The sequence below is a fragment of the Bacillus sp. 220_BSPC genome, from assembly GCF_001054655.1.
Taxonomy (GTDB): domain Bacteria; phylum Bacillota; class Bacilli; order Bacillales; family DSM-1321; genus Peribacillus; species Peribacillus frigoritolerans.
The window spans coordinates 16,938-29,837 of record NZ_JVPL01000258.1 but is presented as its reverse complement, the minus strand read 5'-3'; the positions used below and the strand labels follow the sequence as shown (position 1 = coordinate 29,837).

Annotated in this window: 13 protein-coding genes and 1 pseudogene; 2 read left to right on the top strand and 12 right to left on the bottom strand. The window is 39.6% G+C overall.

All coding sequences use genetic code 11. The annotated features are described in order from the left end of the window. Window positions 1–50: 50 nt before the first annotated feature. Window positions 51–701 (bottom strand): hypothetical protein, encoded by a 651-nt coding sequence (locus tag ADA55_RS20315; protein WP_048687208.1) that lies wholly within the window; start codon window positions 699–701, stop codon window positions 51–53. 199 nt (window positions 702–900) lie between these two features. On the opposite strand from ADA55_RS20315, the gene blaOXA reads away from it, so the two are divergent. Further along, on the top strand, window positions 901–1,692 hold the full coding sequence (gene blaOXA, locus ADA55_RS20310; protein ID WP_048687170.1) for a class D beta-lactamase: 792 nt from the start codon (window positions 901–903) through the stop codon (window positions 1,690–1,692). A 151-nt stretch (window positions 1,693–1,843) separates the two neighbouring features. Here blaOXA and ADA55_RS20305 read toward each other — a convergent pair whose 3' ends face one another. The 11 genes and pseudogenes from ADA55_RS20305 to ADA55_RS20260 all read right to left on the bottom strand — a co-directional run bounded on the left by ADA55_RS20305 (window position 1,844) and on the right by ADA55_RS20260 (window position 12,042). Then, the gene (locus ADA55_RS20305) at window positions 1,844–3,601 is read right to left on the bottom strand and encodes a SulP family inorganic anion transporter (RefSeq protein WP_048687169.1); all 1,758 of its coding nucleotides are present in this window, start codon (window positions 3,599–3,601) and stop codon (window positions 1,844–1,846) included. A gap of 16 nt (window positions 3,602–3,617) precedes the next feature. Next, the gene (locus tag ADA55_RS20300) at window positions 3,618–4,211 is read right to left on the bottom strand and encodes a beta-class carbonic anhydrase (protein WP_048687167.1); all 594 of its coding nucleotides are present in this window, start codon (window positions 4,209–4,211) and stop codon (window positions 3,618–3,620) included. 336 nt (window positions 4,212–4,547) lie between these two features. Further along, on the bottom strand, window positions 4,548–5,282 hold the full coding sequence (locus tag ADA55_RS20295; protein ID WP_048687165.1) for a PepSY domain-containing protein: 735 nt from the start codon (window positions 5,280–5,282) through the stop codon (window positions 4,548–4,550). Between the two features lie 28 nt (window positions 5,283–5,310). Further along, window positions 5,311–6,654, bottom strand: a complete 1,344-nt coding sequence (locus tag ADA55_RS20290) for a sensor histidine kinase (RefSeq protein ID WP_048687163.1) — start codon at window positions 6,652–6,654, stop codon at window positions 5,311–5,313. Then, on the bottom strand, window positions 6,651–7,352 hold the full coding sequence (locus ADA55_RS20285; protein WP_048687161.1) for a response regulator transcription factor: 702 nt from the start codon (window positions 7,350–7,352) through the stop codon (window positions 6,651–6,653). Before ADA55_RS20285 ends, ADA55_RS20290 begins: the two co-directional genes overlap by 4 nt. 273 nt (window positions 7,353–7,625) lie before the next feature. Continuing rightward, a complete protein-coding gene (locus ADA55_RS20280) occupies window positions 7,626–8,087 on the bottom strand; it encodes an NUDIX domain-containing protein (protein WP_048687159.1) in 462 nt (153 codons plus the stop codon). Window positions 8,088–8,398: 311 nt separating this feature from the next. Next, complete coding sequence (locus ADA55_RS20275; RefSeq protein WP_048687156.1) at window positions 8,399–8,932, bottom strand: alanyl-tRNA editing protein; 534 nt, start codon at window positions 8,930–8,932, stop codon at window positions 8,399–8,401. Window positions 8,933–8,944: 12 nt separating this feature from the next. Continuing rightward, complete coding sequence (locus tag ADA55_RS31480) at window positions 8,945–9,112, bottom strand: alanine--tRNA ligase-related protein (RefSeq protein WP_226990516.1); 168 nt, start codon at window positions 9,110–9,112, stop codon at window positions 8,945–8,947. Continuing rightward, a complete protein-coding gene (locus tag ADA55_RS20270) occupies window positions 9,090–10,166 on the bottom strand; it encodes a threonine aldolase family protein (protein ID WP_048687153.1) in 1,077 nt (358 codons plus the stop codon). Before ADA55_RS20270 ends, ADA55_RS31480 begins: the two co-directional genes overlap by 23 nt. Continuing rightward, window positions 10,153–10,611 carry a MarR family winged helix-turn-helix transcriptional regulator gene (locus tag ADA55_RS20265; protein WP_202186596.1) on the bottom strand — a complete coding sequence of 153 codons (459 nt, stop codon included), beginning with the start codon at window positions 10,609–10,611 and terminating at the stop codon, window positions 10,153–10,155. The genes ADA55_RS20270 and ADA55_RS20265 overlap by 14 nt, the downstream gene beginning before the upstream one ends. 245 nt (window positions 10,612–10,856) lie before the next feature. Then, a pseudogene (locus ADA55_RS20260) lies at window positions 10,857–12,042 on the bottom strand (YhgE/Pip domain-containing protein). Between the two features lie 169 nt (window positions 12,043–12,211). On the opposite strand from ADA55_RS20260, the gene ADA55_RS20255 reads away from it, so the two are divergent. After that, complete coding sequence (locus tag ADA55_RS20255) at window positions 12,212–12,829, top strand: TetR/AcrR family transcriptional regulator (RefSeq protein ID WP_048687150.1); 618 nt, start codon at window positions 12,212–12,214, stop codon at window positions 12,827–12,829. Window positions 12,830–12,900: the final 71 nt, after the last annotated feature.

Below are 12,900 nucleotides of genomic sequence, written 5' to 3'. Positions count from 1 at the left end.
ATCACATTCTTCACCTGCTACGCCCTGGATTGAATCCCTTTTGCATTTCGCTAACCTATATTTTTTAAAAACTCTTCCATTCTATTCATTACACTTTCCAGCACGATGATCGTCCTTGAAGTATCGAAAGGTTCAATATCCAAGGAATGATTGGCATGCGGGATTTTATTCATGCTTATGTTCGGTTTATTTTCAATCGCTTGAATTTTATCTGGAATATAATGATGATCCTTTTCACCAATAACTATATGTGCTGAATGATTGCTGCTCAATAACCCATCAAAAATCGAATCGAACTTCAATAGAGGCGTCAGCAAAATCATTTTGGCATTCGTAAACTGCTCACTTTTCATGATTCCGTTGATGATGGGGATGGTGCCAAGTGATTTGCCTAGAAACACAGTTCCTTGATATTCATGATTTTGAAGCACTTCCGCAATGACGGGATTGATATCATTAACGATCACTTTTGTGATATCTACCAATGGATGCTTGAATATATCCTGGTCGTAGGCGTAATGAATATGCACGACATCATACTGATTTTGAAGCATGATCATTGTCGAATAATAGAATAGCGGTTTCTCATACGTGTACCCCGCACCTGAAAACATAAAACAAACGGCCGGACTTTCGGTTTCAATATGTGTGTATGTAATTTCTTTTTCATTACTATTTATTTTTCTTTTGTTAACCTCCATGATAGATTCCTCCCATTCTATCGTTTGCTCTATATATTCATTAGCTACCCGCTGCATTCCTCCTTAATCGATACTATCTAGATAGAATCCAAGATTAAGGTTTTGTTTTTTATCAGGAATAGGTATACTTTAGCTATCAACCTATTTTATGGAAATTTTTTGATGATCAATCAATCCATGCCTTAAAGGAGAGTGTGTAATGAAAATCAAAACGTTATGTTTCATTCTTGTCCTGCTAGTCACTGGTTCCATGGGCACGATTCATGCAAGTGCTAACGATCAAAAGGTGAAAGAACTGGATATCGGGGATTCCTTCGATGGTGCGGAAGGCACGATGGTACTCCAAAACTTAAAAAATGATAAGGTATTCATCTATAATAAACAGAGAAGTAAAGTACGCTACACTCCAGAATCGACATTCAAAGTGGCGAATGCATTAATTGGTTTACAGACAAAAGCGGTAAGTGATGAATATGAAGTGAAGCGCTGGGATGGCGTAATCAGGGAATTTGAAGATTGGAACAGAGATCATACGCTTGCTTCAGCCATGCGGCATTCCGTGATTTGGTATTATCAAGCAATGGCCCGCGATATCGGGGCGGAAAACATGCAGCAGTATGTAAACCTGCTCGATTACGGCAATCGTGATATATCCGGCGGGATCGATCAGTTCTGGCTGGACAGCAGCATAAAGATTTCTGCCCGGGAACAAGTCCAATTCATCGAAAAGCTTGTAGAGGAAAAGCTGCCTATCGATAAGCAGCATATGAGAACCGTAAAGAGAATCATGATCAATGAAGAAGCGGACTCATATGTCCTCCATGGAAAAACCGGTACACGCCTTTCTGATATGGGATTGGGCTGGTATGTGGGGTACATCGAAACGGACAAAGGGAAATGGGCCTTCGCAACGAACATGGACGGCAGCGGAAGCAAAGCCAAAACGATTACGCTTGAAGCCCTGAAAGAGTTGGATATCATAGAAGAATAAACGTTCACGCATGCATAGTCAGGATAAATCCCTGAGCGAACAAGCTCGATGTGTTAATGATTTCAATAATCCGCCATCTTGCAGCGAAAATAAAAGAAGTTGAAGAGAAAGGCATCCGCCAAAAGCAGATGCCTTTTCTTCTTGACAGGAGTCAAGTTAACCCTATCTCCCGTTTTCTGCTCTGTTTTAATAACGCAGGCTTTTGAACTTGCTGTGAGAGTGCGGTACATTCAGCAAATGAAAACTGTTGACACCCTTTACAACGGTTCTCATCCAGTTTGGATAAAGCTTTATTGATGGCATCACCCGTACTCGAAAAGAACTGTTCCTCACCAACCAGTTCAATAAATCCGGTTTTTCTCAGCATTTCTTTAGGTTCCTGTTGAATTCCTGAAATCAGCACTTGCAGGTTATGAAACTTGAATTGCTTCACGATGTCGGTTAGCAGTGCTTCCCCCGATGTATCGATAAATGACACATTGCTCATTCTTAATAGGAGGACTTTTGGTTTTGATCGCATTATTTCCTCGATTTCTTCTTGCAGCCTTTCGATTGTGCCAAAGAATAAAGGTCCTTCTATCGTATAAATGTTAATCTGCGGGCAGCTTGAACCTTGTTGCACCATTTCTGGTTTAACTAGTTTATCAGCTGGATCTGGTAATACCTTTGATAATTTCAATGTACCACTCATCAGTTTAACGAACGATAGAATGGCTAATAGTAATCCGATCCCGACGCCTGTTGTCAGGTCAATCACTACGGTTAACACGAAGGTAACGAGCAATACGACCGAGTCCATGGTTTTGGCTTTTAAGATATGCGAAAATTCTTTGCGCTCGCTCATGTTCCATGCGACAAACATAAGAATCGGGGCCATGCTGGCCAAAGGAATGGCCGAAGCATAAGGCGCCAAGCTGACTAACACCAGCAATACCACCAACCCATGAATCACGCCTGATATCGGGGAGACTGCTCCGTTTTTAATATTCGTCGCGGTACGGGCGATGGCACCTGTAGCCGGAATGCCTCCAAATAAAGGCGTAATCATATTGGTCAATCCTTGTCCCATCAGCTCTTTATTGCTGTTATGTTTACTGTTGGTCATGCCGTCTGCCACTACAGCGGATAAGAGTGATTCAATTCCTCCAAGCATGGCAATGACCAAAGCAGCCGGAAGGAGTTCAATCACCAGACCGCCAGTGATATGGGGAAACTGAAAATGGGGCAATTCATTAGGAATGGCGCCATATGCCGATCCTATGGTCGCTACCTGACCTGGAAAGAATAAGCTGGCGACTAGGGTTGATACAATCAATCCCAGCAATGCTCCAGGGATTTTCGGTAAATATTTGGGAGTTAATATGACGAGAGTCAGACTTATGCTAGCTACCAGGACACTATAGATATTCACTGTATTGAAGTTCACTAAGATTTCTTTCATATTTAAAAGAAAGACTTCTTCTTTTTTTAAGTTACTGAGTCCAAAGAAATTGGCAATCTGCCCCGAGAAGATGATCACGGCAATTCCTGCTGTAAAGCCGATGGTAACTGGACGCGGAATAAACTTGATGAATCTTCCCAGTTTGAAGACACCTAAAAGAAAAATCATGATACCTGCCAGGAAACCGGCGATTAAGAGTTTTTCATATCCGTACTGCATGACCACCCCTAACAAGACCGGGACAAAGGCTCCAGTCGGGCCTGCAATTTGATATTTCGATCCGCCAAAAAGGGAGACCATGATTCCTGCAATAATCGATGTGTACAGTCCGTATTCCGGCCTTACTCCAGATGCAATGGCAAAAGCCATCGCTAAAGGAATCGCTACTATCCCAACTACCACCCCGGCAACCAGGTCTTTCTGAAAATGGCCTAAGTTATATCCTTCAAACCTGCTAGAACCCTTCATTTTATCGCTCCTTCTTTTATTGAATATGCATTTCGTCCTTGCTGACAATATTGCTATATCCATCTATGATTCGATCCAGTTTACCCGTTTCGGGATGGATGACCATACCGTGGACGGCAATGGAATCCGGTAATAATGGATGGTTTTTGATCAAATGGACACTATTCCTTACACTCTCCTCAACGCATTGAAAGCCTGTCAGCCACTTTGATAAATCAATACCAGAGTTTGTAAGGATATCAATTTGCTCCTGGCTGATTTTCTTCTCCTTTGCGGCATCAAGCAGTGAAGAGGATTGAAGCCCCACCATACCGCATCCGTGATGTCCGATCACACACACTTCCTCCACTTTCAGCTCATAAATGGCGACAAGGATACTGCGCATAATGCTGCCAAATGGATGAGAAACAATAGCACCGGCGTTTTTAATGATTTTCGCATCTCCATTTCTTAACCCCATCGCCTTTGGAAGCAATTCCAACAGACGGGTATCCATGCACGTTATGATGACGATCTTTTTATCTGGATACTTTGTCGTTTGAAACCTTTCATATTTGTTTTGATCGACAAACGTCTTGTTGTAATCCAGAATGCTAGAAATAACTGACATTACTGATTCTCCTTTCTCTTTGCAAAACTTTGTTAAGGTGTAGAAATATGATGGAATGTTTTATGTACAATAATCCAGATGCCTTTCATCCACTCACTTCTTTGGCTCTGTTTTATCATTTGGTGCTTTATTCCATGTTAGAGATAGTTAATTAGAGTTAAATGATAGAAGGATTAGAAATTGGTGAGAATTATTACAGTTCCTTCTCTTTTTTTTGCATTTCTCTTACTCACTAAAGCCAAAAAGGGTGATGCGTATTAGACAGCTAATAGCATCACCCTTTTTATGCTTTATTCAATTTCCGTCTAGATTAGTAAACCCTTATGAGCCACTATTTTATTCAGGGCCATCATTATCGTTCTCTTCGTCATCTTCCCATGTGATTGTTTTTACCTCCTTCGTGTAGCCGTCCACTTGAACGACTGCGTCTCGATCGTTCTCCAATTCAACTTCGACCAAATAATAAGGTGTCTGATCTAGAGGTTGATAAAATTCTGTATCGTCACCTGTTCCTTTTACATGTTTTTCGGCAATCGCAATTGCTTCACTTTCTGTAATGATACTATCTGCCACCATTGTCGAGTCAATTATAGCTCCTGTATATGGATCGAGTATTAAGGTGATTTTTTCGTTATTCTTATTTACCACTGCTTTATAAAAGGAGTTGTCTTTCTCCTGTACAAAATCAATTTGTTCCAGGTCACCTTGTGAGGAAATTCGCGCCTTTATTTCGTTTTGGGTCAGTTGCTTTTGAGGTATTTTTTCCGTAGTCGCTTCAGCTGTATGACCTATGGTTTCTTTTTTTATAGAATGGACTTCCCCGCTTTTCGCATCCATCCTAATTTGATAGACCCCGGTTTCAAGCTGCATTTCAATCTTATATTCTTCACTTTCACTTTTCGTTGTCTTTATAATGGTCCCAGGAAATTTATCCTTTGCTGTCTGGTTCACTTCTTCTTTCGTCAAACTTTCCGCGGATAATGATGGAGCCCACCATTGAAATCCGACGAATGATAGCAGACCAAAAACGAGAGTCGATCCGGCTGTTATCAGCACTTTTCTAATCTTCATCGTATCCCCCATCCAACATCATTCTGGCTTAATTAAATAAAAGAGTAACGATCGTTCCCCTGCCTTCGAGACTGTCCATTTCAATCCGCACATCTATTGCATCAGCAATTTCCTTTGCCACGGAAAGCCCCAATCCTGATCCGCCTTGCTTTCTGTTTCTAGCTTTGTCTACACGATAAAAACGATCGAACACTTTTGGCAATTCAGCCTTTGGAATTCCATCCCCTCTGTCTTCGATGCGGATATATGCTTCATTACTTGTTTGTCCTATGTAGACGGAGATTAGCTCGTCACTATACTTTCTGGCATTGTCTAAAAAAATAAACAAAAGCTGTTTTAACTTTTGAACATCCGTTACTGCTTCAATTGCATCGCCGCTATAAATCTCCACTGTCCGATTGTACGCATTTTTATATACTTTCGCTAACTCTGTCATGATATCGGTCAGATTGACGTTTTCCTTCTCTATATTCCATTTTTCCTGATGCTTTGCAAGCAGGAGCATTTGCTCTGTCATCTCTCTCATTCTAATGGCTTCAGAATGAATGGCTTCTATGGATTCATCAAACAAATCAGGACGCTCCAACCCTTTTCTCTTCAAAAGGCTTGCATAGCTTTCGATGACAGTTAGCGGTGTTTTTAATTCATGTGAAGCATTCGATACGAATTGCTCCTGTTTTTCGAAGTTGGCCTGCAGTAAATCGATCATGTGATTAAATGTTTTCCCCATTTCCACAAGCTCATCCTTTGATTTTTCTTCTAGGCTAAGTCGCTTAAATTGGCCGCTAGTTTGAATTTCCTTCATCGTATCGATCATCGATCGAATCGGACGGGCGATGAAGTTACTAAGAATAGTGCTTGATATCAGAACAGGTATCATGGCAATGATGGTTACAGCGATTAATACGATGCGCAGAACAGCGAGCATTTCTTCGGTTGCTGACATGCTTTTGGTGATTTGAAGATTAACTACACTTCCATCCCCCCAAACGATCGGGTTTGAAACGAATACATACTTTTTCTGCTGATAAGTGATGATCTCGCTCTTCTCACCGGGGTAAAAGCTGCTATTTCGATTGCTTAATTGTTTTTCGGAATTGGATGTAACAGCTGTTCCTTTTCGTTGACCTTCGATTACGATACCAATCATGCCATCTATAGGCAGATAGGCTCGAAGTAAATCATTTGGAGATATATTATTAACATTTTCACTAACATCAAAGGCAATTTTCCCTGTCTCCGCTTTCGCACGATTCATTTCATTCACCATCATCAGATTACTGAAAACAAAATAAATAGAAACATTCATCAAAAGCAGCAGGAAAATGAATAACACCGCTGTATATAAGTTTATTTTCTTGCGAAGTCTCATTTTGCTTCCTTCATGACGTAGCCAACGCCTCTTACGGTATGAATGAGCGGCGTTTCAAAGCCATGTTCGAGCTTTTTGCGAACATATCGGATATACACATCCACCACGTTTGTTTCTCCCTGGAAATCATACCCCCAAACAGCTCCCAGAATTTGATCACGGCTTAGCACCTGACGCTTATTCTTCAGTAAATAAAGAAGTAAATCATACTCCTTTGGCGTTAGTTCAATATGACTATCACCTCTAATGACCTCGCGTGTTTTGACATTCACTTTTAAATCGGCAGTATTTAGCCATCCACCGATTTCAGCTTCCATTGAAGGTGCAGCAGGCCGCATTCTTAAAACCGCACGAATTCGGGCAAGCAATTCCTCAATTTGGAAAGGTTTGGTGATATAGTCATTCGCGCCGAGATCAAGACCGGAAACTTTATCTTCAACCGAGCCTTTTGCCGTTAACAGGATGACAGGAGTGATAGTATTCTTCGTTCGAATTTTCCGAAGCAGCTCGATCCCGCTTATGCCAGGAAGCATCACATCCAATAAGATCAAATCCCACTTTCTTGATTGATATGCTTCAAGGGCCTCCTTGCCGTCCATTGCCTTTCCGACTTGATAGCCTTCGATTTCAAGCTCCAATTCAAGCAGTCTTAAGATCTTTTCTTCGTCTTCCACGATCAGTACTGATTCTTTATTCATTTGGAAGACCTCCTCTTGTGTGGGGCTCTCCCCATTTATGTATTCTGTGAAACAAAGATACTACAGATGGAATAAGATGAAAATAGTGTATTATAACGAGATTAATACGTGTATGATTTGCTTCCGTCGAAGTGTCCCGCTAAAGGTAATCCTTCAAAAAAATCTTTCAAAACTACCGAATCAATTTAAATAGCCATATTCTTTTCGAAAGAATATGGCTTAATTTATTCACTCTTTTAGCTGATTCATCGCGCCCGTTCGTTGAACAAGGCTTCAATTGATATCCCCTAAATAAACTGGAGACTTTTGATGATTAACATGCTGTATGATATATTTCCTTAGTTCTTTAGGATATATCCTATACTGAAGTAAATCATTAATATGTATCCATTCTACCCCTACTTGGTGACTATCTGGATTGGTTGGCGCTTTATTATTTTTTTCCTTTACCAGGTTGCAAACAAAATAGTATTCTACTTGGTGAACATGAAAATCGAATGAAGAATGCTCGTGGTTTTTTCCTATATACTCACGAATATGAAGCAACTCTCCAATCTCCACTTCTTCTCCAACCTCTTCCATGCACTCTCTTAATAATGCGTCATGAATGGTTTCGCCATGTTCTTGTCCACCGCCGGGGAAAAGATAAAAATACCCCTCATCATCTTGATTTTTTGTTAATAAAATCTTATCTCCACTAATTATAATGGCTTTTGCTGAGTTCCTAATACTCATAGCATCCCCCTCCAAGCATCTCCTGCATTTTACCTAACTCCCATTCAATTATCTAGCACAATCGTTGACCAAGATGCACGATCCTCCCGATTTAGCTCCATGAAAACAAGAGCTGCCGCAGCAACTCCCTTAGTGAAGTAGTATTATTCACATGATACAGACCAGTTCATGGCTGAGAAGTCCTTTTTAACGATACCCTCTTAATATTCACCCAAACATCTCTGCTAATCCTATTTTAATGATCAAAACTGAGAATTAAACCCCTGTTAAAGGGCACTACCACACCGTTTTGAATGATTACATAGCAGAACTTAATCCAAAAGTTGAATCTTAATCCTTTTTTTCGCGGGTCCTTTTTGTTGAATTTTCATTATGGAAAAGTCTTTAATTTCATTCGTGTTGTTGACGTGGGTTCCGCCACATGTTTGCTCATCAATATCATTTATTTGAACGATTCGAATTTCGTTAAGCGAAGCTGGAAGTAAGTGAATGACCGTTTTAATTACCCCTGCTTTTTTTAGCTCTGCTTCAGCTCTGCTAATTGTTTTCGTATAAACATTATGGGGTTGTGCCAGTATCTTCTTTATCGATTGTTCCAATTGATCGAATGGTATTTCTTCCATTATTTCAGGAGAAAAAGACAGCTCTAATCTCGCATGTTCTTTTTCAATTTGGCTGCTTGTAGCTAAAGCATTGTAATGTTCATATAAATAACCTGAAATGACATGCAATAATGTGTGATACTGCATATTCTGATACCGCCAAGTCCAGTCAATCTGCATGTCTGCCTTTTGATTAATGTCCTGTAATGGTCGTTCCAGTTCATGAATGATTTCACCATCCACTTTTTTTACTGTTCATATATTATAGGTTTCATCACCTTGTTTAATGATTCCCCGGTCACAAGGCTGCCCACCGCCGCCTGGATAAAAAATGGTTTGATCGAACACAACAAACCGGTCTTGTATGGAAACGATATTTGCTGAACATTCTTTTAGATAACTATCCTCTAAATATAACTCGATCGTGGCTATTTTTTTCTCCTTTTATTGCCTTGATATCCTCTACAAGCATGTCAACATGTTCTTTTTTCGTAGCCCAACTGGTACAAAATCTCACAGCACTGTGTGTAGCATCGACTTTTTCCCAGAAGGAGAATGAATACTTTTTACCTAATTCCTGCATTACATCTTCCGGCAAGATGGGAAACTGCTGATTTGATGTGGAATCATATCGTAATGAAAATCCATTTTCAACAAATGCTTCTCGAATCATCATTGACATTTCCACGGCATGTTTAGAAATTTCATAGTATAGGCCGTCTTCAAATAATGTTTCAAACTGGATCCCCAATAGTCTCCCTTTAGCGAGCATTCCTCCCCTTTGCTTGATGAAATAGCGGAAGTCCTTTTTCAGGGCATCATTCATGATGATTGCCGCTTCACCAAACATTGCCCCAACCTTCGTTCCCCCTATATAGAACACATCACATAGCCTTGCAACATCAGCCAAGGTTAAATCGCTGTCCTTCGAAGCCAAGCCATACCCTAATCTGGCGCCATCCAATACCAATGGCAAACTACATTCCCGGCAAACTTCACTTAATGCTTCCAATTCGGCTTTACTATATGTCGTTCCATTTTCTGTAGGGTTGGAAATGTAAACCAAGCCTGGCTGTACCATATGCTCATGGGTAACGTCATTCCAGTGGGCATCATATAATTCTTTCACCTGTTCAGGTTGAATTTTTCCATCATCACTCGGCAAAGTAAGCACTTTATGGCCAGTGGCTTCAATTGCGCCTGTTTCATGTACCGCGATATGCCCGGTGATTGCAGCAATCGCCCCTTGATGCGGCCGCAAAATTGAAGCGATGATAGTTGTATTCGTCTGTGTTCCTCCTACTAAAAAGTGAATATCCGCATTCGCGGCATCACACTCTTTTCGAATGTAAGCTCTCGCTTTTTCACAGTGTTCATCCACTCCATATCCGGGTGTTTGTTCTTCATTGGTTTCTATTAATCGGTTCAGAATTCGCTTATGAGCACCTTCTGTATAATCATTTTCAAAACGTATCATCCTTTAATCTCCCCAAACCATCCAATTTCTTCTGAATGAACATCATAGAAGCATGAATTTCTTTAATTTCATTTTGTGATAATCCTTGAAATAATCTCACTAATTGTTCATCAGATCTTTCATTAAGCTGGTTAAAAAGAGTCATCCCTTCTGGAGTCAACCGAATCAGAATCGTTCTGTTATCCAAGGTCGAGTTTTCCTTCATAACCAGTCCATGTTTTCTTAACTTGTTAATTATTCTGCTCATATAGCTGCGATCAATTTCCAGTTTATCAACCAAGTTGTTTGCTATACACTGCTCCATCAAACCGATTTCCATAATGACCCGTGCCTCAGTGAAAGAATATCCGGTATCCAATATATGCTTATCCAACACACCAAGTATATTTGTATAAAATCGATTGAATTGCCGGATATCAGCCATGGTATTTTTATTTATATTCATTATTTACTTCCTTTTAGTGGACTTTATCCACTAATACTTTATTGTCATTAGTGGACTTTGTCAACATTTTTATAAATCCATCAATCGATATCACTAGTTTGACCAATTTCAAAAATTTCACTTTTAGAGCTTATTTTCTTTTTATTGTTTCTCTAAACGCCCAGTTAGTTCAGGCATAATCTTTCACATACTGCACAAGAAAAAGCCGTTCCTTTTATATTGAAACGGCTCTATCCTCTCGTTATTCATTTCACGCTTGCTTCAGTAATTTGTTCCTTTGCTGTACTCCTCTTTAAAGCAGTACCTAATATGATGAACATGCTCACCATTCCAATCCAAACAAGAACGGAAACAGGTGTATTCCAGGTTAATCCTTCCCCAAAGAAGAATAATCCTCGGAGTCCATCTACCATGAATCGCATTGGCAGCCAAGAATAAATCCAGTCGAGATAAAATGGAGACATCATTTCTGGAGCCATGGCAAGCAATGGTGCACCAAAGAAAAGCATTAAGATAAAGATGGGCATACCTTTAAGCCCCAATAGTGAAAGTACAGCTAATATCATTAGAAAAAAGCTAAAGGATGTAATGGATAAAAATAATGCTGTATCTGTGAATTGTGGGATATGAAGGCCAACCATCCCATCTGCTAGCCAAGTTAAACCAAATCCAACGACAAGAGCGACAATCGCACCCATTAAAATTTGTACGGATTTAATGGCAAAGTTCTCTTTTCGATTAGTAATGGATAATTTTCTAACAGCCAAAAAGATAATGGCAGCACTCGCTATACTTGCCATCCAAAGTGGCTGGAATAAAGAAACAGGAGCATTACCGTTAGCACTATTGGTACCAATTTCATTAACATTCGTGACTTTTTTTGTAATAGGAGTCGCAAGGCTTGCAGCTTGCTTAGCTGTTAATGTTGCTCCTTGCTGTTCAAATCCGTCCAGTAGTTGTTTACGAACATTGTCATTCATATTGTCAACTACTCCGTTCAATATTTGTCCTGCCATAGCTGATGCTGCAGTATTCATTCCTTGATTGATCCATATTTCCACTTCTGGTGAAGAAGGTCTTGGAGTCCGTAAAGATGCCTGCTTGGCACTAAAATCTTTGGGAATCACTAACGACGCGTAATACTTTTTCTTGTCTAAGCCCTTTTGTACTGCTTCTATACTCTTCACTTCAACCCAATTAACGGTATTCCCTTCTTGGGTCTTTGCTGATTTTTGTATCATATTGACAATGCTTTCCCCCATATTCACGTTTGGTTGATTCGCAATTTCCATCCCTTCATCCTCATTCACAATAGCAATAGGCAAATTTTTCGGTTGAGGTTGGACCGATGGAATTAATGTTAGGGGAAAAAATGAAAATGACGGCTAGTGCAATAATTGGTGATAAAAGCAAAAGTTTATTTTTTAACATTTATTTGTTCCTCCTTCAATTTAAGTTATAATAATAAACAACACGATGTTCGTTATCTTTCTGAATTATAAGGGTAGCTTAAGTCTTATTCAATAATCAAAAATCGCAGAAGTGTTGGTTATAAAACACTTTTTATAAATGTGTTGGATAAAATTAAGGAGGGAGTATCTTGCGAGAAATTAACATGGATTTGCGTGTCATTCGAACAAAAAACTCGATTCGAAATGCATTAGTAGAATTAATTGAAGAAAAAGGCTTTGAAACGATTACAGTTAAAGATATTACAACGAAAGCGAAAATAAATAGAGGGACTTTTTATGCTCACTATCAGGACAAATTTGATTTAATGACCAAATGCCAAGAAGAAATCATGCAAGGGATGTCGGATATAGCAAAACAGAATATTCCGGATGTTATTGCCGAACTTGGTACTGACTCTCCATTAAACAAACCATTTACCGTTTTTGTTTCAATATTTGAATATCTAAATGTAAATAGTGAATTTATGAAAGCTGCGTTAGGTCCCAAAGGAGATTTATCATTCCAAACCAAAATTAAGGATTTCATGTTGAAAACACTGTTTGAAAATGATCAAAACTCCCTTATTAAAGAGGAAAATTTACTCGTTCCAGGACACTTTTTAATTTCGTATATTGCATCCGCACATATAGGAGTGATCCAACAATGGTTGGATAGCGAAAGGAAAGAATCCCCTCAAGAAATGGCTCGTATCCTATCGACCATCACAGTTAATGGGCCCTTCTTTGCAGCCGGGTTGAAAAAATAAATCCCTGCACTCGAACAGGGTCAGCTGCTGGTTCAAATTTTTATTAGATAAAGTCAAAAACATCAAATTTT

Excerpts from the sequence above, each read along its gene's own strand:
- ADA55_RS20315 (WP_048687208.1), bottom strand. The coding sequence starts at position 701 with ATGGAGGTTAACAAAAGAAAAATAAATAGTAATGAAAAAGAAATTACA.
- blaOXA (WP_048687170.1), top strand. The coding sequence starts at position 901 with ATGAAAATCAAAACGTTATGTTTCATTCTTGTCCTGCTAGTCACTGGT.
- ADA55_RS20305 (WP_048687169.1), bottom strand. The coding sequence starts at position 3,601 with ATGAAGGGTTCTAGCAGGTTTGAAGGATATAACTTAGGCCATTTTCAG.
- ADA55_RS20300 (WP_048687167.1), bottom strand. The coding sequence starts at position 4,211 with ATGTCAGTTATTTCTAGCATTCTGGATTACAACAAGACGTTTGTCGAT.
- ADA55_RS20295 (WP_048687165.1), bottom strand. The coding sequence starts at position 5,282 with ATGAAGATTAGAAAAGTGCTGATAACAGCCGGATCGACTCTCGTTTTT.
- ADA55_RS20290 (WP_048687163.1), bottom strand. The coding sequence starts at position 6,654 with ATGAGACTTCGCAAGAAAATAAACTTATATACAGCGGTGTTATTCATT.
- ADA55_RS20285 (WP_048687161.1), bottom strand. The coding sequence starts at position 7,352 with ATGAATAAAGAATCAGTACTGATCGTGGAAGACGAAGAAAAGATCTTA.
- ADA55_RS20280 (WP_048687159.1), bottom strand. The coding sequence starts at position 8,087 with ATGAGTATTAGGAACTCAGCAAAAGCCATTATAATTAGTGGAGATAAG.
- ADA55_RS20270 (WP_048687153.1), bottom strand. The coding sequence starts at position 10,166 with ATGATACGTTTTGAAAATGATTATACAGAAGGTGCTCATAAGCGAATT.
- ADA55_RS20265 (WP_202186596.1), bottom strand. The coding sequence starts at position 10,611 with ATGAATATAAATAAAAATACCATGGCTGATATCCGGCAATTCAATCGA.